General features: G+C 68.2%; 12 protein-coding genes and 2 pseudogenes. 11 read left to right on the forward strand and 3 right to left on the reverse strand.

The genetic code is table 11. The annotated features are described in order from the left end of the window. Positions 1-121 precede the first annotated feature (121 nt). Both FVF58_RS26190 and rfbC read left to right on the forward strand, forming a co-directional pair. Positions 122-1117, forward strand: a complete 996-nt coding sequence (locus FVF58_RS26190) for a GlxA family transcriptional regulator (protein WP_149672735.1) — start codon at positions 122-124, stop codon at positions 1115-1117. 106 nt (positions 1118-1223) lie between these two features. Next, the gene (rfbC, locus tag FVF58_RS26195; RefSeq protein WP_149672736.1) at positions 1224-1775 is read left to right on the forward strand and encodes a dTDP-4-dehydrorhamnose 3,5-epimerase; all 552 of its coding nucleotides are present in this window, start codon (positions 1224-1226) and stop codon (positions 1773-1775) included. Positions 1776-2077: 302 nt separating this feature from the next. On the opposite strand, the gene FVF58_RS26200 is transcribed toward rfbC, so the two are convergent. Next, a complete protein-coding gene (locus tag FVF58_RS26200) occupies positions 2078-2239 on the reverse strand; it encodes a DUF1328 domain-containing protein (protein ID WP_007182451.1) in 162 nt (53 codons plus the stop codon). A 131-nt stretch (positions 2240-2370) separates the two neighbouring features. Here FVF58_RS26200 and FVF58_RS54460 point away from each other — a divergent pair, with 131 nt between their 5' ends. After that, entirely contained in the window at positions 2371-2577 is a 207-nt protein-coding gene (locus FVF58_RS54460) for a hypothetical protein (protein WP_342802412.1), read from the forward strand. On the opposite strand, the pseudogene FVF58_RS26205 reads toward FVF58_RS54460, so the two are convergent. After that, a pseudogene (locus FVF58_RS26205) lies at positions 2512-2916 on the reverse strand (OmpA family protein); the annotation flags it as partial. The gene FVF58_RS54460 and the pseudogene FVF58_RS26205 sit on opposite strands and share 66 nt — an antisense overlap. Between FVF58_RS26205 and FVF58_RS54820 the strand changes: the two are divergent. Next, positions 2824-3162: pseudogene (locus FVF58_RS54820) on the forward strand (2-thiouracil desulfurase family protein); the annotation flags it as partial. The pseudogenes FVF58_RS26205 and FVF58_RS54820 sit on opposite strands and share 93 nt — an antisense overlap. Here the strand turns inward: FVF58_RS54820 and FVF58_RS26215 are convergent. Then, positions 3144-3560, reverse strand: coding sequence for a diacylglycerol kinase (locus tag FVF58_RS26215; RefSeq protein ID WP_149672737.1), 417 nt, complete (start codon positions 3558-3560; stop codon positions 3144-3146). The pseudogene FVF58_RS54820 and the gene FVF58_RS26215 overlap by 19 nt on opposite strands. A 354-nt stretch (positions 3561-3914) precedes the next feature. Here FVF58_RS26215 and bcsB point away from each other — a divergent pair, with 354 nt between their 5' ends. From bcsB to bcsA, 7 genes are all read left to right on the forward strand, one after another. Next, positions 3915-6278 carry a cellulose biosynthesis cyclic di-GMP-binding regulatory protein BcsB gene (gene bcsB / locus FVF58_RS26220; RefSeq protein WP_149672738.1) on the forward strand — a complete coding sequence of 788 codons (2364 nt, stop codon included), beginning with the start codon at positions 3915-3917 and terminating at the stop codon, positions 6276-6278. A gap of 3 nt (positions 6279-6281) precedes the next feature. After that, positions 6282-7628 (forward strand): cellulose synthase complex periplasmic endoglucanase BcsZ, encoded by a 1347-nt coding sequence (bcsZ, locus tag FVF58_RS26225; protein ID WP_425468969.1) that lies wholly within the window; start codon positions 6282-6284, stop codon positions 7626-7628. Continuing rightward, on the forward strand, positions 7607-11611 hold the full coding sequence (locus FVF58_RS26230; protein ID WP_425468970.1) for a cellulose synthase subunit BcsC-related outer membrane protein: 4005 nt from the start codon (positions 7607-7609) through the stop codon (positions 11609-11611). Before bcsZ ends, FVF58_RS26230 begins: the two co-directional genes overlap by 22 nt. 32 nt (positions 11612-11643) lie before the next feature. Next, positions 11644-13788 carry a cellulose biosynthesis protein BcsE gene (gene bcsE, locus FVF58_RS26235; protein ID WP_425468971.1) on the forward strand — a complete coding sequence of 715 codons (2145 nt, stop codon included), beginning with the start codon at positions 11644-11646 and terminating at the stop codon, positions 13786-13788. Continuing rightward, positions 13788-13994: a hypothetical protein gene (locus tag FVF58_RS26240; protein ID WP_425468972.1), complete on the forward strand. Its 207-nt coding sequence runs from the start codon at positions 13788-13790 to the stop codon at positions 13992-13994. Before bcsE ends, FVF58_RS26240 begins: the two co-directional genes overlap by 1 nt. After that, on the forward strand, positions 13991-14779 hold the full coding sequence (gene bcsQ, locus FVF58_RS26245) for a cellulose biosynthesis protein BcsQ (RefSeq protein ID WP_149672740.1): 789 nt from the start codon (positions 13991-13993) through the stop codon (positions 14777-14779). Before FVF58_RS26240 ends, bcsQ begins: the two co-directional genes overlap by 4 nt. Positions 14780-14886: 107 nt before the next feature. Then, positions 14887-17421 (forward strand): UDP-forming cellulose synthase catalytic subunit, encoded by a 2535-nt coding sequence (gene bcsA, locus FVF58_RS26250; protein ID WP_149672810.1) that lies wholly within the window; start codon positions 14887-14889, stop codon positions 17419-17421. Positions 17422-17445: the final 24 nt, after the last annotated feature.

Here is a 17445-nt window from a genome sequence, read left to right on the forward strand (position 1 = left end):
ATCACGCATAATCCGTTAAACGGCGCTGCCGGCGGTTTAAACCGTAATAATTTCATTCGCTCGTCATAGCTGACTAGCGGGGCATCGGGGTCCACAACGTATGACCGTTTGGGGAAAGATCATGCCGCACATGCACCTTGATACTGCGAGAATTACGTGGCTGCATACGCCCACCGTGAATGTGCGTACTGCAGCGCGGCGAATCGGCATTTTGCTGTTCGACGGTTTCTGGCTGCTGGGGCCGGGCACCGTGGTCGAGATGTTCCAGAGCGCCAATGAACTCGCCGGCTCGCACGCCGGCGAGGAGCCACCTTACGAAGTGCAGTTTCTGTCGCTGGACGGTGGCAGCGTCGCCAGTTCGTCCTCGGCGCGAATCTGGACCGAACGTATCGACACACGCTATAGCAGCGGTTTCGACGTGCTGTTCATCGCGGGCGGCTACGGCGCGCGCGAGGCCGCGCGCGACGAGCGGATGCTCAACTGGCTGCGCACGGTGCAGGCGCGTACCCGGGCGATCGAAACGATCGGCGACGGCCGGCTTGTGCTGGAGGCCGCGGGGCCCACCGACCATGACGGGCTGCAACTGAACCGCTACCCCGGCGGCGCGTCGAGCGAAGCCGCGCTCAACGCCGTCAACGACCGCCACGACTGCGCGCGCAGTGCGTTGATGTTCATCAAGCGCGACCTCGGCGCCGAACTCGCGCGCAGCGTCGCCGACCGCGTGATGCCTGGCATGGCCGCGACATGGGTGCCGTTGCCGGCCGAGGGCGGCACGCTCAGCGTGGCCGAGAAGATCCGCGCCGCAGCGCGTTGGATGGAAGCGAACTGCGACCGTCCGGTGTCGGTGGCCGACGCCGCGCAGGTGGCGGCGATGAGCGAGCGCAATTTCCTGCGGCGCTTCAAGCACGAAATGCAGGTCACGCCTTCGGACTATCTGCTCCAGGTGCGGTTGCGCATCGCGTGCAACTTTCTCACCGAAACCGAATTGCCGGTCGACAAGATCGCGCGCCGCAGCGGCACCGGCAACGGCGATCGCCTCGCGAAAATCTTCCGCAAGCGCATGGCGCTGTCGCCCACGGAATATCGCGCGCGCAGCAGGGTGTCAAATGAGGGGTAGCATGTAAGCAGGCGCCCGTGCCGACGGGTGCGCCTTAGCGTCGTTCGATGCGGCCGCAGCGGCGGCCGTAATTTCGCCGGCCAGCCTTCTTACGAGCATAGTGGCAATGGGCAACAAGGTAATGGCGACGGCGTTGCCGGAGGTCAAGCTCATCGAGCCCGAGGTGTTCTGCGACGAATTCGGCTTTTGCTTCGAGAGCTTCAGCGCGGACGAGTTTGCCGACGACGTCTCGCAAGGTTTCAATTTCGTGCAGGACCGGCATTTGCGCGCGGTGCGCCGCGTGTTGCGCGGGTTGCACTATCAGGTGCAGCGTCCGCAGGGACGGCTGATACGGGTGGTGGCGGGCGAAGTGTTCGACGTCGTCGTGGATGTGCGCCTCAATTCGCCGAACTTCGGCAAATGGAGCGGCGAACATCTGAGCGCGGCCAATCAGCGGCAAATATGGGTCCCGCCGGGCTTTGCGCACGGATTCGTGGTGCTGTCCGATGTCGCCGAGTGCGTGTGGAAGACCACCGAGTACTGGTTCCCTGAACTCGAGCGCTGCATCTTGTGGTCTGATCCGGACATCGGCATCGAGTGGCCGATCGATTTCAAACCGACCTTGGGCGCGAAGGATGCCGCCGGCCGCCGCCTCTACGAAGCGGAAAACATCGCCTGAATTGCATGTGAGCTTTTACGACATTGCGATGAGGGCTCGCGTGCTCACGGGCGAAAGCGACACCGCGTGGTGGGCGATCCGTGCATAGGGTGACCAGCGGATAGCCCGGAACGAGCCGTCCATGCTGCACCACTTCGGGCGCGCGCGATGCGCACCTGGTGTTGCATGTGCGGCGAGCAGATATTGAAACCCCGATGCGGGCAGCAACTATTGCAATACCGTGCGGCAAGTATTGCATTGGAGCTTACCGTTGCATCGGGGCGTGCTAGAACCTGCTAGCGTGCTGGTACCGGACGCGCTGGTCAGCGTCGCATCACGCCCATCAGCAAGGTGACGAGGAAGATCACCACGAAGATGAAGAACAGGACCTTGGCGATTTCCGTTGCGCCGGCGGCGATGCCGCCAAAGCCGAATACCGCGGCGATGATGGCGATGATGAAGAAGATTGCAGCGTATCGAAGCATGGGGCCTCCCACCGATGGATTGCTGGATGAACGTCGAAACGGCGATTCGTCGTGGGCATTGCGTGCTTTTGACGACTTATTGCCGCTGAGCGGAATGGAGCAATAGGTGTGCCCAGCACCGATGAGCATGCGTGCGTTCTTCGATCGGATTCACCTGTTGCGATGCGTTCGGCGTCGGCATGCACGCGCATCGTTGCCATCAACGACCGCGCAACGGCGATTTCAACCCGCCGGCTCTTCGCGCGGCCTTCAGCCGTGCCGTTATCGGCGACCGGGTCCGCGTCCGCGTGGCCGACCGCTTCAATGCGGCTTGCGGACACGCCCGCTGCCTTGAGTAGCCGCATGATCTGCTCCGCGCGCTGTTCGGACAATATCCGGTTCGACGCGAAGTCGCGGCTGCGGATCGGTACGTTGTCCGTATAGCCGCTTACCGTCACCTTGCCCCGCATCTTCGCGAGTTCCGCGGCGACTCTCACGACAAGAGGCGCCAGCGACGGGTTCAGGCTTGCGCTGCCGGGCGCAAACATACTGTCGCTGCGGAACGTGATCGACGTGCGAGACGCGTCCTCTTCGAGCCTGACGACGCGGCGTCGATCAGCGACAACACAGGCGCAAACGTTACCGCGCTCTTCATCGCGGGCGCGCAGCATGCGCTGCAACGTGCGCAGGCCGAGCATTGCCGCTACGCACCGCTCGCCGACGGCAGCCCGTCATGCGGCAGCACGTTCATCTATGACGGCGCATTCAGCGGCGCGACGCACGCCGCTGCGGGCGTCACCGCTAAACCAGGCCGTGCGCACAGACCCGGAAAACCATCGTTATGTGATCCGCCAACGTTTGCGCGTACGCAAATCCGGCACGCGGACCGCAAAAATGGTTTGGATGACATAGAAACGTTGCCGCGTCATCCACGCAGCCAGTGATAAACGATCGGCCCGCACAACCCGCCCCACGTTACCGCGCAAATCAGCAGCGCGATCGTCACGGCCGCGCTGCCGCAGTCTTTCGCGCGTTTGGACAGCTCGTGGCGTTCGAGCGAAATCCGGTCGATGGCCGCTTCGATGCTCGAATTCAGCAGTTCCACCAGTAGCACCAGCAGCACCGACACGATCAGCAACACCCGCTCGATCGCGCCGACCGGCATCAGCAGCGCGGCGGGCAACAGGATCACCGCCAGCGCCGCCTCCTGACGGAACGCGCTCTCCTCGCGCAAGGCCGCGAGAATGCCGTCGCACGAGTGCCGCAGTGCGAATAATGCGCGCAGAGGACCACTACGTTTTGCCGTAGGGCCGGGCGATGAAGATTCAGTCGGATTGCTCATGATCGGTGTGAAAAGCGGCAAGGCGGCAGCATGCCTGAATCGTCACAAATTGTCACAGTTTTGTGCTATCTTTGCGCCGCCCTAAGGGCGCAGATCCGCCCGGTCGATCGGCGAACGAACACCGAAGAGTGCAGCCGGCGCGCCGTCTCATCTCCCTTTCCGTGTTGGCTACGCCGTGGGCGTGGCCCGTCATTCAAGATTTCGCCGGACCTTCCGTATACACGTTGAGGAACCGCAGCGCGCTTGCGCAGCAATCCGTTTTAATTTTTCGCGCGCTCGTGCGCTAGACCGAATTCGCACAGCGCCCGACATCGTCGCGGGCGGACGGCCGAGGTCCAACAAGCTGATCTGTTCATGAAACCTGTCGTGTCGTTGTGCCTTTCGCTGAGCGCCGCGCTCGGCGCTCTGTATGCCGCCGTATCGGCCGCTGCGCCTGCCTTGCCTCACGCATCGTCCGCGCTCGCGGCGTCGTCGCTGTCTGCCGTCGTGCCGCCTGCTGCTGTCGTCAACGCGGCTGCTGGCGCGAATGCCGCGAAGGCGAGCGATGCCGCCAGCCCTGCAAGCACCGCGGCACCCACCGCTGGTTCGACCACCACGCACCTGTCGTTCGCGGCATTGGGCGCTTATCAGACGCTGAACCTGCGCGGAGTCGAGGACGCGCGCACCGTCAACGTCGGCGTGCGGCTCGACCGCGTAGTGACCGCCGCGCGGCTGCGCCTGCGCTACACGTACTCGCCGGCGCTGGTGTTTGCGCTCTCGCATCTGAAGGTGTCGATCAACAACGAAGTGGTCGCGACCGTGCCGTTCGATCGCGAGCATGCCGGCCAGATCGTCACCCAGGAGATCGCGCTCGATCCGCGCTTTCTCACCGACTACAACCAGCTCGGCCTGCGCCTGATCGCGCATTACACGCTCGACCATTGCGAGGACCCGGACAACTCGTCGCTGTGGGCCGACGTGAGTCCGGCGAGCGAGCTGATTCTCGACACCGCGCCGATTCGTTTGCCTAACGATCTCGCGCTGTTGCCCGCGCCGTTTTTCGATCGCCGCGACGTGAGCCGGCTGCGCTTGCCGTTCGTGCTGCCGGCCGCCGCCGACGACGCGACGCTGCGCAGCGCCGGCGTGCTGGCATCGTGGTTCGGCGCGCAGGCCGATTATCGTCAGGCGCGCTTTCCGGCCTTGTCCGCGTTGCCGGCCGACGCGCACGCGGTGGTGATCGCGCGCAGCGCGCAATTGCCCGCCGATCTGAAGCTGCCGCCGGTCAACGGCCCGCTGCTGATGGTCACCGACAATCCCGCGGCGCCCGGCAAGAAGCTGCTGATCGTGACGGGCCGCAGCGCGGCGGAAGTCGATCAGGCGAGCGCCGCGCTCGTGCTCGGCACGACGGCGATGACGGGCCCCGCGGTGCGGATCGGCCAGGTCGACATCGGCGCGCCGCGCAAACCGTACGACGCGCCGCGCTGGGTGGCGGTGGATCGTCCGGTCGCCTTCAAGGAACTGATCGACGATCCGAGCCAGCTGCAGGTGCATGGCAGCGCGCCCGACGCGATCCGCCTGAACCTGCGCGTGCCCGCCGACCTGTTCTCGTGGAACGGCGCGGGCGTGCCGCTGAACCTGAAATACCGCTACACGGCGCCGACGGTGCAGAACAACTCGGCGCTCGCCGTGCAGATCAACGATCAGCTCGTCAAGTCGTACCGGCTCGCGCCGGCCAGCGCCGACGACGCGCGCGGCCGTTTGCAGTTGCCGGTGCTGTCGAGCAACGGCAACCGCTCGAGCAGCGCGCTCGACATTCCGGCGTTCCGCGTCGGCAGCTCGAATCAGTTGCAGCTGCGCTTCAATCTGGATTCGCAGAAGACCGGGCTGTGCCAGTCGGTGGCGTCCAATCCCGTGCAGGCGGCGGTCGATCCCGATTCGACGATCGACTTCTCGGGCTTCGTTCACTACGCGCAGATGCCGAACCTCGCTTACTTTGCGAACGGCGGTTTCCCGTTCACGCGCTACGCCGATCTCGCGCAGACGGCGGTGGTGATTCCCGAACATCCCGCCCCGCAGGAGCTGGAAAGCATGCTGACGATGCTCGGCCACATGGGGCAATGGACCGGCTACCCGGCGCTGCGGGTGCAGATCGCGCGGCCCAGCGAGCTCGCGCAAGTGCAGGGCAAGGATCTGCTGGTGATCGGCGGCGACGCGTCGGCGCCGCTGCTCGCGCGCTGGCAGCAGGCGCTGCCGTTGAGCATCGGCGCGGCGTCGCAGGAAGGCGGCGCGGACGGTCCGATCACGCGCGCGTCGTTTTCGGTGAAGGAGCAATGGCGCAATGGCGCGCATCTGCCGGGCGGCAGCGCGCACATCGAGCGCGATGGACCGCTCGCCGCGCTGATGGGTTTCGAGTTGCCGGGCAGCAAGGGACGCAGCGTCGTCGCGTTGACGGCCACCGATCAGCAGCAGTTGCCGCAACTGCTCGACATGCTCGAAAAGCCGGACCGCGTCGCGCAAGTGCAGGGCGACGTCGCGTTGCTGCGCGGCGGGGAAGTGGACAGCATGCGGGTGGGCGAAACGTATCTGGTCGGCTATGTGCCGTGGTATGCGCGGCTGTGGAGCCGCGCGATCCATCATCCGGTGCTGCTGGGCGTGCTCGGCGCGATCGCCGGGCTGCTGCTGGCGATCGGCGCGTTCACCGCATTGCAGGAACTGGCCGCGCGCCGCCGGGGAGTGTGATCGATGACGCCGGTGAAGTGCAAAGCGCCACGGCGGTGGGCGCGCGGCGATGTGCTGGCGGAAGCGGGCGTGGACTTCGTCGCGGTGGCGGCGGGCGCGAGGGCCGCAGGTTTCGCGGTGGCCGTGGCGGCGGTGATGGCGGTGATGACGACGTGCGGGGCGGCTGCGGCAGAGATGCCGGTGGGCGGCTCTGCCAACACGGCCAACACGGCCAACACGGCCAACACGACCAACACGACCAACACGACCAACACAGCATCCCCCGCAATCTGCACGCCGTCCGAATGGCCGCGCTGGCAGCAGTTCAAACGCGACTTCCTGTCCGCCGACGGCCGCGTGATCGACGTCGGCTCCGCCGATTCCCGCACCGTCTCCGAAGGGCAGTCGTATGCGCTTTTCTTCGCGCTGGTCGCCAATGACCGCCCGGCCTTCGACGCGATCCTGCAATGGACCGAACGGCATCTCGCGCAAGGCGACCTGACCGCGCATCTGCCGGCCTGGCTGTGGGGCCGCGCGGACGATGGACAGTGGCAGGTGCTCGATGCGAACGCGTCGTCGGATGCCGATCTGTGGATCGCCTATGCGCTGCTCGAGGCCGGCCGCGCGTGGCGGGAGCGCAGCTACACCGCGCGCGGCGCGGTGCTCGCGAGGCGCGTGCTCGACGAGGAAACCGCCAGTGTTCCAGGACTCGGCCTGACGCTGCTGCCGGGGCCGGCTGGTTTTCATCCGGCTTCCGACGTATGGCGCGTTAATCCGAGCTACTCGCCGCCGCAGGTGATTCGCGGCATCGCCACGCGGCTGCCGGACGATGCGCGCTGGACGCGTCTTCTCGCCAGCACCGGCCACGTCTTGACCGACACCGCGCCGCACGGCTTCGCGCCTGACTGGGCGCTCTACCGCGCGAAGCAGGGTTTCGCGCCGGACCCGCAGACTCAGGCGGAAAGCGCGTATAACGCGATCCGCGTCTATCTGTGGGCCGGCCTGCTCGATCCGCGCGATCCGCTTGCGCCGGCGCTGCTCGCGCACTTCGCGCCGTTCGCGAACTTCATCGCCGCGCACGGTGCGCCGCCGGAAAAAGTCGACACGACCAACGCCAGCGTCAGCGCAAACATGGGTAACGCCGGCTTTTCCGTGGCAGCCGCGCCGTTTCTCGACGCGCGCGGCGAGCATGCGCTCGCCGATGCGCAGATCGCGCGCGCCGAACAGCTCAATCGCACGACGCCGATCGGCTATTACAGCAGCGTGCTGAGCCTGTTCGCGCTGGGCTGGCGCGACGGCCGCTACCGCTTTGCCGCCGACGGCACCCTCGATCCGCAATGGAGTTCGCCGTGTCGCGTCGCTGTTCAGTAAGCCGCGCGGTGTGGCTCCTCGTGCTCGCGTGGACGATAGCGGCGGGAGGCGCGTGGGCGCGTTCCGTCGAGCCGGCGATGGCGCGCGCCGTGGCGCCGGGCGAGGCGTCGGATGCGCTGGTTGTTGCCAGGCCGGGCCCGTCCGCCGCGCGCGCAGTCCCACCCCTCGCCGCGCGCCAGGACCCGGCCGCCCAGCGTCTCTTCGCGACGGCCCGCATGTGGTCGACCAAGCATCGCGACGATCTCGCCGCGCAGGCGATCCACAAAGCGCTGCTGATCGCGCCGGACGATCCCGCGTTACTCGCCGAGCAGGTCCGCATCCAGCTGCGCCTCGGCCAGGCGCAAGCCGCACAAGCCACGCTCGCGCGTCTGCAGACGAACGCGCCCGGCGCGGCGTCGACGCAGCAGATCGAAGACGAATTCCGCGTCGCCACCAACGGCCGCCAGGAACTCGCGACGGTGCGTCTGCTCGCCCGCAGCGGCCAGTCCGCCGAAGCGTCGCGCCGCCTGCTGGCGCTGTTTCCGCACGGCGCGCCGTCGGGTTCGCTCGGCGCGGAGTACTACCAGATCATCGCCGGCACGCCCGAGGGCCGCGCGCAGGCCCTCGGCGCGCTGCGCCAGCGGGTCGCCGCCGATCCGTCCGATGTCGATTCGGCGCTGGTGCTCGCGAATCTGCTGAACGCGCACGGTGAGACGCGCGCCGAGGCCAATCGCATCGCGTGGAATCTGGCGACGCGGCCTGACTCGGATCAGTCGGCGTCGCTCGACGCGTGGCGTCACGTTTTGCAATCGGCGGGCGCGGACCCGGCCTATCTCGCCGCGTTGCGCGCCTATCTGCAACTCGTTCCCGACGACACCGAGTTCAAGGAGCGCGTCGCCGCGCTCGAAGCCCGGCTCGACGCGCAGCGCCAGCTCGAACGCAATCCCGACTACATCGCGCAGCAGCGCGGCCTGCAGGCGCTCGCGCGCAACGATCTGTCGACCGCCGAGCCGCTGCTCGCGCGTGCCGCGCAGGCGCGCCCGGACGATGCCGAAGCGGTTGGCGGCCTGGGTCTCGCGCGCATGCGGGCCGGGCGGCGCGACGAAGCCCGCGCGCTGTTTCTGCGCGCGGCCTCGCTCGCGCCGGACAACCGCGCGAAGTGGGAAAGCCTCGCGCGCGCCGCGCAGTTCTGGGGAACCCTCGCGCAAAGCCGCGATGCCGCCGCGGCGGGCCGGCCGCAGGACGCGGAGCGGCTCGCGCGCGCCGCGCTCGCGATGGAGCCGAACAACACCGACGCGAAGCTGATGCTCGCCGACGCGTTGCTCGCGCAGCACGACTGGAGCACTGCCGAGCCGCTGCTGCGCGAGTTGCTGGCGGCGCGCGAGCCGAGCATCGCGGCGTTGCGCAGCACGCAGACGCTGTTCGAAAACACCGGCCGCGCGGCGCAGGTGGAGCCGCTGCTCGACGCCTTGCAAAGCCGCTTCACCGCCGCCGCCGATCGCCAGAGCCTCGCGCAACTGCGCGCCGATCTGCTCACGTCCCAGGCGGACAGGTTGCTGGCCGCGGGCAAGCGCGGTCCCGCCGCGCAACGCTACGAAGCGGCTTTGCGCGCCGCGCCCGACGCACCGTGGACGCGTTTCGCGCTCGCGCGTCTGTATCGCGATCTGGGCTTGCCGCAGCTCGGCCGCGTCGTGCTGGACGACGGCCTCGCGGTCTCCGCGTCGCCGGAAATGCGCTACGCGAGCGCGCTGTACCGCAACTCGCTCGACGACGTCAGCGGCGCGCAAGCCGTGCTCGCGCCGATCGCCGAGCAGGACCGCAGCGACGCCATGCGCGCGCTCGAGCGAAATCTGCGCGTGCAGCAGTGGCTGGCGAAAGCGCGCGCCGCGTTCGCGCTAGACGACCGCGCGCTCGCCACCCAGGCGCTCGACGAAGCCCGCACCCTGGCCGCCGACGACCCCAACCTGGTGGCGGCAGTCGGCGCGATGTGGATCGAACAGGGCGAAGCCGAGCGCGGCCTCGCGTTGCTGCAGAACTGGATGGACACGCATCCGCAGCAGACCGACGCCGACGTGCGTCTGCGCTATGGCGATCTGCTCGGCAGCGCAAGCGCGAAGATCGGCGATGCCGCACTCGATGCGTGGCTGACCCAGTTGCGCGATGACCCGCGGGTCTCGCTGAGCGCCGCGCAAAGCGCGCGTCTCGAAGATCAGGCACTGCGGCTCGTGCTGCGGGAAACGGACGAAGCGTTGGATCGTCAGGATGACGAACAGGCGCGGCAGTTGCTCGCCCGCGTCAGTCCGGCTGGCCGGCGCGACAAACGCTATGCGCTCGAAGTCGCCGATCTCGAACGGCTGCAAGGGCACTACGCGGCCGCGCGCGCGGCGCTACAGCCGGTGCTGGCCGCAGCGCCCGGCGACCCGGACGCGCAACTGGCGCTGGCGCGCGTGCTCGAACAGAGCGGCGAGCGCCGCAGCGCGCTCGATCTGGTGCGCAGCGTGCTCGACGGCGCCGCGCCCGGCGATGTCGATACGCGGCTCTCGGCGGCGCGCCGGCTGGCCGCGTTGCAAGCGACGCGGGAAGCGCAGCAGGTCACCCAGGCGCTGCGGGTCGCGTATCCGGCGCGGCCGGACGTCACGGTACAAAGCGGCCGCGTCGCGCAAGACCTGGGGCAGTACGAGGAAGCCGCGTCGCTGTATCGTCTGTCGCTCTCGCAGGAGCGCGCGGCGGGCGTGAGCGCCGGTGCTGACGGCACGCCTGCACAGGCGGCGCTGGCCGATCTCGAACAGCGCCGCAATCCGGAGATCGAGACCGGCTGGCTGCCCGCGTATAAATCGGGCGACGCCGGCATCTCGCAGTTTCACGCGTGGCAGGTGCCGGTGTACGTGCAGCTTCCGTATCGCTACGACGGCCATTTCTTCGCGCATGTCGATACCGTGCATCTCGACGCCGGCACGCTCGACGTCAATCCCGACAATGCCTCCACGCGCGACACGTTCGGTACGATCGGTGCGGCCGACAAGCTTGCGGGCGCGCTCGGGACCGCGCTCGGCATTCCGGCGCAGACTACTGCCGCGCTGTTCGCGAACGGGCTCGCGACCTCGCAGTATCTGCATCAGTCGGCGACCGGCGTGGCGCTCGGCGCGGGCTATGTGTCGGACGCGTGGCGCTTCGACCTCGGCACGACGCCGCTCGGCTTCCCGGTGCACTACCTGGTCGGCGGCGCGCGCTACCAGTTCGACGCCGGACCGGCGAGCTTTTCGGTCAGCGCATCGCGCCGCCCCGAGACCAGCAGCCAGCTCTCCTATGCGGGCATGCACGATCCCGTGACCGGCACCGTGTGGGGCGGCGTGCGCCGCGACGGCATCGATCTGCATTCGTCGGTCGATGTCGGCAAGACGAGCCTGTTCGCCGACCTCGGCGCGGCCATGCTGACCGGCCGCAACGTCGCGAGCAATCAGGAGATCACGTTGCGCACGGGCTTCACGGTGCCGGTCTATCGGCGCATCGATACGCTCGTGAGCACCGGGCTGGTCGGCAATGTGTGGCACTACACGAACAACCAGCGCTTCTATTCGTTCGGGCAGGGCGGCTACTACAGCCCGCAACGCTATCTGTCGCTCGGCGTGCCGATCGAATGGGCCGGGCGGCACGACGCGCTGAACTGGGACGTGACCGCGACGGTCGGCGTGTCGAATTCGTATGAGAGGAGTGCGCCGTATTACCCGAACGGCTTGCCCCCCACGCTCGCCGGGGCGCCGGGGCTCGACACGCTGGTGAACGCGGGCAGCTCGACGCGCGGCGTCGCGTTTTCGTACGGGCTCGCCAGCATCGTGCAATACCGCTTCAATCCGCATCTGCTGATGGGCGCGCAATTGAGCATCGATCGTTCGCACGACTACGCACCGAGTTCGGCGCTGGTCTATCTGCGCTACACGTTCGACGCACGCAAACAGGACAACAGTCTGTCGCCAAGACCCGTGCGACTTTACTCGAGCTTTTGACCAGCGATGCAACGAGATCAGGGAAACCACGCGTGAGCACCGGTTCGAATCCACTCAAGCCGGCGGCGTCCGGCAACCCGGTGCGCCGCTGGCTGCAAGGCTTCGGCCGCGCGGGCGCGCGCGACGACGCACGGCGGCTCGGCCGGCTCGCCGTCGACGCGCTGCCCGACGAATGGGCAGCGCTCGAAACCGGCAAGCTCTACGCGATCTATGCGGCGCCGCGCACGCCGGGCGCCGATGCGCTGATCTGGGAGAGCGCGCGCGAGGCGCGCACGCGCGATGTGACGGTCGTGCTCGCGCGCGAGCGCGCCGCGATCGCGCAGCGTTTGCACGACATGGGTTTCAGCGCCAACGCGCCGGCCTCGGGTTGGCCGCGCAATCTGAGCGTGCTCGCGATGCCGCCGGTGCGCGGCGGCGCGCCCGATGCGGCGGCTTTGAAAGCCGATCCGGCCACCGCGGCAACTCCGGCAACTCCAGCCACCCCGCCCGTGCTCGCCAAAGTATTCGGCGGTCTGCGCGCGCTCAAGCGCTTCGGGTTCCGCTCGCGTTCGCTGTATTTCGTCGAAGGCGCCGAGCGCTGGTTCGACTGGGACGACGCCGACGCGCTCGCGCGCGAGGGCCGTATGCTGGCGAACTGGTGCGCTGCACGCAAGATCACGCTGGTGCTGCTGCTCGGCGCGCCGTCGGATGTTTCTGAACTCGACGACGCGCAGTGGTTCGAGTCCGGCACGTCGGCGCAACAGGCAGCGATTGAGCAGGGCCGCAACGAGTTTCATGCCACCTGCGCGGGCGTCGCGCGCCTCGAGCGCACGCACGGCGAGTTGCTGTGGCACATCGACTTCTGGCGCGCGGACCGCACGCTCGTGACCGGCGAAGTGCGCTCGTTGCGCTTCACCGAAAGCGGCCGTCTGAGCGTCGCGCCGGATGCGCCAGGCGGCGCGGCCGCGCGCGGCGACGGGCTGCTCGCGCGCGATGAACAGCGCGTCGTGGTCAGCCGCGCGGTGGTGAGCGGCCATCAAGCATGGGTGCCGCCGCACTGGGAAGTCGTCGCCGACCAGGCAGCGGTGCTGGCCGCGTGCGCCGATGCGCAGGCGGCGACCGTGGTGCTCGACTACGCGGGCGGCGCGCAGCTCGACGCGCTGTGCGCGGCGATCCATGCGCTGCGCCGTCAGGCGGGACGCGCGCTGAAGATCGTGGTGGTCGAACGCGGCGAGGTGCTGCGCCATCAATACGAGCTGCTGGTTCTGACGCTCGGCGCCAATCTCGTGCTGGGACGCGATCTGCCGTTCTCGCGGATGCAGTCGCTGCTTCAATCGCTGCAAGGGCAGCTTCACACGCGGCCGATCGCCGCCGACTATCGCGCCGCGCTCAGTGCCGCGCTGAGCGACGCCGTGCTCGGCTACCTGCCGCCCGCCGCATTCAGCGAGCGGGTGCGCACCGTGCTGGAACGCAGCGCGATGCTGCAATTGCCGCACGTGCTGGTCAAGCTGACGCTGCTGCCGCAGTGCGCGCACGTCGACGCGCTGAGACACTGCGTGCCACGCCGCGCGGGCGACGTGTTCACGGCCGATGCCGCGCACCTGTACGTGTTCCTGTTCGCGTGCCGGCTGGCCGATGCGGATGCGGCGCTCGCGCGCATCTTCGATGTGCCGGTCGAGGGGATCGCGCAAACGCTCGTGCATCTGGCGGAGGAGCGCATCGGTGCTGAGCTCGATGCGCTGCAAGCGGCGAACCGGCGCTCGCGCATTGCCGACTACAGCGATCTGTTCGCGATTCCGGGGCGGGGCGAGCCGGGTGATGGGCGCGCGCAAGCTGTGGGCGTTGAAGGCGAAGCGTCGCGGGATGCGGTGCTGTCCGCGGCGGTGCAACTTGCGACGCTGGACGAGGCGTTGAATCGCGCGCGTGCCGAGGCTGATGAAGCGGTCGCAGTTGATGACGCTGCGCAAGCTGCTGACGGTACAAGCGGTACAAGCGGCGCGAACGCCGCGAACAACGAAGCAACCAAAGCCGCCAAAGCAACGACGCGCAACGACCCGCCGGATGGTTTGACGCCGCAGCATGGCCCGACGCAACAGCAACCCCAAGCCGCGCAACACACCGCCGCCCCACACGCGAGGCCGCGACACCGCCGCGCCGAACCCCACGCGATGCCGGTGCGCAACAAGGAGAGCGACTGATGGAATTCCTGCTGACGTACTTCGCGATCGGCCTGATCCTCGCGGTCCCGGTGTGGATCGTCTGGCAGCGCGCCGGCTCGCGCCGCGGGCTCGCGGCGATGCGGCGCTTCGATCCGCGCGACGCCGTGCGATGCGACATCGAACCGGTCGCGCTGCGCGCCCGCCTGTTGCCCGACACACAGCCTGGCGACGAGGCCGCGCGATGAAAACGATCGCCGTCGTCTCCACCGCGGGCGGCACGGGCCGCACCACGTTGAGCGCCGCGCTCGCGGTGTTGCTCGCGCGGCGCGGCCGCCAGGTGGTCGCGCTCGACCTCGATCCGCAGAACATGCTCGGCGCGCATCTCGGCATCGACGGACTCGCGCCGGCCGGCATCGCGCAGGCGCTGCTCGACGAGACCGTCGCGTGGCACACGCACACGTGGCGCAATGCCGAGGGCGTGCTGTTCGTGCCGTACGGCGCGGTGTCGCTCGCGCAGGGCGCGCACTGCGATGCGCGCCTTGCCGCCGAGCCGCAATGGCTCGCGAATGCGCTCGCGCAACTTGATCTGCTGCGCGACGGCGTCGTGCTGATCGACACGGCGCGCTATCCGTCGCAGCAAGCCGCGCAGGCGGTGCGCTGCGCCGACCTGGTGTTGTGCGTGACGCCGCCCGAACCGGCCGCGTGCGCGACGCTGGTCGCGCGGCTCGATGGCTTGCGGCGCGACGGCGCGAATCTACGGATCATCGTGAACCGGCTGAATCCCGCGCGCGACATGCAGCGCGACGTGCTCGCGATGCTCGCGGCGGCGCTCGGCGACGGCGTGCCGCTCGCGCAGCGCGTGCATCTGGACGTGGCGTTGCCGGAGTCCTTTGCGCGCGGCACGTGGCTATTCGACGACGCGCCGCATTCGCAGGCCTCGCACGATCTGCAGGGTCTGGCGAACTGGCTCGACGCGTGGGTCGGCGGCGCACCGGCGAACCACGCGCGCCGTCATGGTGAGCCGACATGAGCGAGCCGATGCGCGAAGCGCCTGGTAGCGAGCCGATGAGCGGGCGTGATCGCGAGTCCGATAGCGAGCCTGCCAACAGGCCCGCTGGTGAGCCGACGCGCGAACCCATGACCCAAGCCTCCGCCACCCGCACGCTGCGCCAGCGCCTGCTCGACTGGCTCGCTCACGGCCTCGGCGTACCCGCGAGCCGCACGCCGCTCGACTGGTTCGTGCGCCTGTTGTTCCAGCCGCCGCGTCCCGGCAAGCCCGACTACGCGCGTCGCTGGATGCGGGCCGCCGTGCTGCATCTGGCGCTGCAATGGGGCGTGCTCGAACCGCATCGTTTGCGCGCATGGCTGTGGCGCGCGTTCGTCCGTGCGCCGCGCTTGCCCGAGCAGAGCGGCGCGGCGCAAGTGCGCGCGGTGCTCGGCTGGATCGACCGCTGGCTGGTGCCGCTGCTTTTGCGCTGGCGGCGTCTGCGCCGCCGCGTCCAGACGCTGCTGCCGACCCTGCCGTGGCAGCGCTGGGGCGCGCGACTCGAAACGGGCGCGCAGCGCCTCGGCCACATTCGCTGGCTGCTGCCCATTCTCGTGGTGGTGGGCGCGTGCTTGTGGGCGTTGATCGGCACGTCGCCGCTCGGCTCGGACGGCCAGTTCGAATTCTTCGCGGTGCTGGCGGCCGTGGCGCTCTTCGTGCGGCGCTTTCCCGGCCGCATGCCGGTGTTGATCCTCACGACGATCGCGCTGCTCGCGATGGCGCGCTATGTGTGGTGGCGCGTGACGCAGACGTTGTCGTTCCAGACGCCCGGCGAGGCGATCCTCGGTTATCTGCTGTTCGGCGCCGAAGCCTATACGTGGGTCATTCTGCTGCTCGGCTTCGTGCAGACCGCGTGGCCGCTCGAGCGCGCGGTCGCCGAGTTGCCCGCCGACACCGCGAGCTGGCCGAGCGTCGACATCTTCATTCCGACCTATAACGAGCCACTTTCGGTGGTGCGTCCGACCGTGTTCGCCGCGCAAGGCATCGACTGGCCGGCCGACAAGCTGCGCGTGTATCTGCTCGACGACGGCCATCGCGAGGAATTCAGACAGTTCGCGCGCGAGGCCGGCATCGGCTACATCACCCGTGACGACAATCGTCATGCGAAGGCGGGCAACATCAACCGCGCGCTGGAGAAGACGCACGGCGAGTACATCGCGATCTTCGACTGCGATCACGTGCCGACGCGCTCGTTCCTGCAAACCACGATGGGCACTTTCCTGCGCGACGCCCGTTGCGCGATGGTGCAGACCCCGCATCACTTCTTCTCGCCCGATCCGTTCGAGCGCAACCTCGGCACGTTCCGCCGCGTGCCCAACGAAGGCAACCTGTTCTACGGGCTCGTGCAGTCCGGCAACGATCTGTGGAACGCGTCGTTCTTCTGCGGCTCGTGCGCGGTGATCAAGCGCACGGCGCTCGAGGAAGTGGGCGGCGTCGCGGTGGAAACGGTCACCGAAGACGCGCACACCGCGCTCAAGCTGCACCGGCGCGGCTATACGACCGCCTATCTGCCGACCGTGCAGGCCGCCGGCCTCGCCACCGAAAGCCTTGCCAGCCACATCAAGCAGCGCACGCGCTGGGCGCGCGGCATGGCGCAGATTTTCCGCATCGACAATCCGTTTCTCGGCCGCGGCCTCAGCTTCTTCCAGCGGCTGTGCTACGGCAACGCGATGCTGCATTTCTTCTACGGCGTGCCGCGGCTCATCTTCCTGACCATGCCGATGGCGTACCTGTTCTTCCAGATGTATTTCATCAACGCGTCGGCGACCACCATCGCCGGCTTCGTGTTGCCGTACATCGTGCTCGCCAATATCGCGAACTCGCGGATGCAGGGCAGATTCCGCCACTCGTTCTGGGCCGAGGTGTATGAATCGGTGCTCGCGTGGTACATCGCGCTGCCGACCACCATCGCCTTTTTCAGCCCGAAGCACGGCAAGTTCAACGTGACCGACAAGGGCGGGCGCATCGACGAAGGCTACTTCGACTGGGCGGTGTCGAAACCGTATCTGGTGCTGCTCGGCCTGAACGCGTGCGCGCTGATGGCCGGCGTCTACCGGCTGGCGTTCGGACAGGGCGGCGAGGCCTCGACGATCCTGATGAACGTGTTCTGGACGCTCTACAACCTCGTGATGCTGGGTGCGGCGGCGAGCGTGGCGCGTGAGGCGAAGCAGGTGCGCGTCACGCACCGCATCGCGATGCGCGCGGCGGCCACCTTGCTGCTCGCGGACGGCACGACGGTGGCGTGCACCACCAGCGATTATTCGACCGGCGGTCTCGGTCTGGAAGTCGACCCGGGGCTCAAGCTCGCGCTGGGCGACAGCCTCGGCGTGTGCCTGAGCCGTGGCGACCGGTCATTCCATTTCCCGGTCCACGTGAGCCGTTTTGTCGGCAAGCACCTGGGCGTGCGTTTCGACGGGCTGACGCTCGAACAGGAACGGCAGATGGTGCAATGCACGTTCGGCCGCGCCGACGCGTGGCTCGACTGGGGCGAGCAAACCGTCGAGGACACGCCGCTGCGCGGTCTGAAGGACGTGGTGACGATGGGCATCGAAGGTTATTCGCGGCTGCTGAGCGGTGTGCTGCGCGCGTGCCGGACGCTGTTCGCGCTGGACCGTACCCGCTATTAACGCCGCTGGCGCGCGCGCCCGGCC

This window comes from Paraburkholderia panacisoli (assembly GCF_008369935.1).
Taxonomy (GTDB): Bacteria; Pseudomonadota; Gammaproteobacteria; order Burkholderiales; family Burkholderiaceae; genus Paraburkholderia; species Paraburkholderia panacisoli.

Bases quoted from the DNA above. Each gene is read 5' to 3' on its own strand.
- FVF58_RS26190 (WP_149672735.1), top strand. From the start codon at position 122: ATGCCGCACATGCACCTTGATACTGCGAGAATTACGTGGCTGCATACG.
- rfbC (WP_149672736.1), top strand. From the start codon at position 1,224: ATGGGCAACAAGGTAATGGCGACGGCGTTGCCGGAGGTCAAGCTCATC.
- FVF58_RS26200 (WP_007182451.1), bottom strand. From the start codon at position 2,239: ATGCTTCGATACGCTGCAATCTTCTTCATCATCGCCATCATCGCCGCG.
- FVF58_RS26215 (WP_149672737.1), bottom strand. From the start codon at position 3,560: ATGAGCAATCCGACTGAATCTTCATCGCCCGGCCCTACGGCAAAACGT.
- bcsB (WP_149672738.1), top strand. From the start codon at position 3,915: ATGAAACCTGTCGTGTCGTTGTGCCTTTCGCTGAGCGCCGCGCTCGGC.
- bcsZ (WP_425468969.1), top strand. From the start codon at position 6,282: ATGACGCCGGTGAAGTGCAAAGCGCCACGGCGGTGGGCGCGCGGCGAT.
- FVF58_RS26240 (WP_425468972.1), top strand. From the start codon at position 13,788: ATGGAATTCCTGCTGACGTACTTCGCGATCGGCCTGATCCTCGCGGTC.
- bcsQ (WP_149672740.1), top strand. From the start codon at position 13,991: ATGAAAACGATCGCCGTCGTCTCCACCGCGGGCGGCACGGGCCGCACC.
- bcsA (WP_149672810.1), top strand. From the start codon at position 14,887: ATGACCCAAGCCTCCGCCACCCGCACGCTGCGCCAGCGCCTGCTCGAC.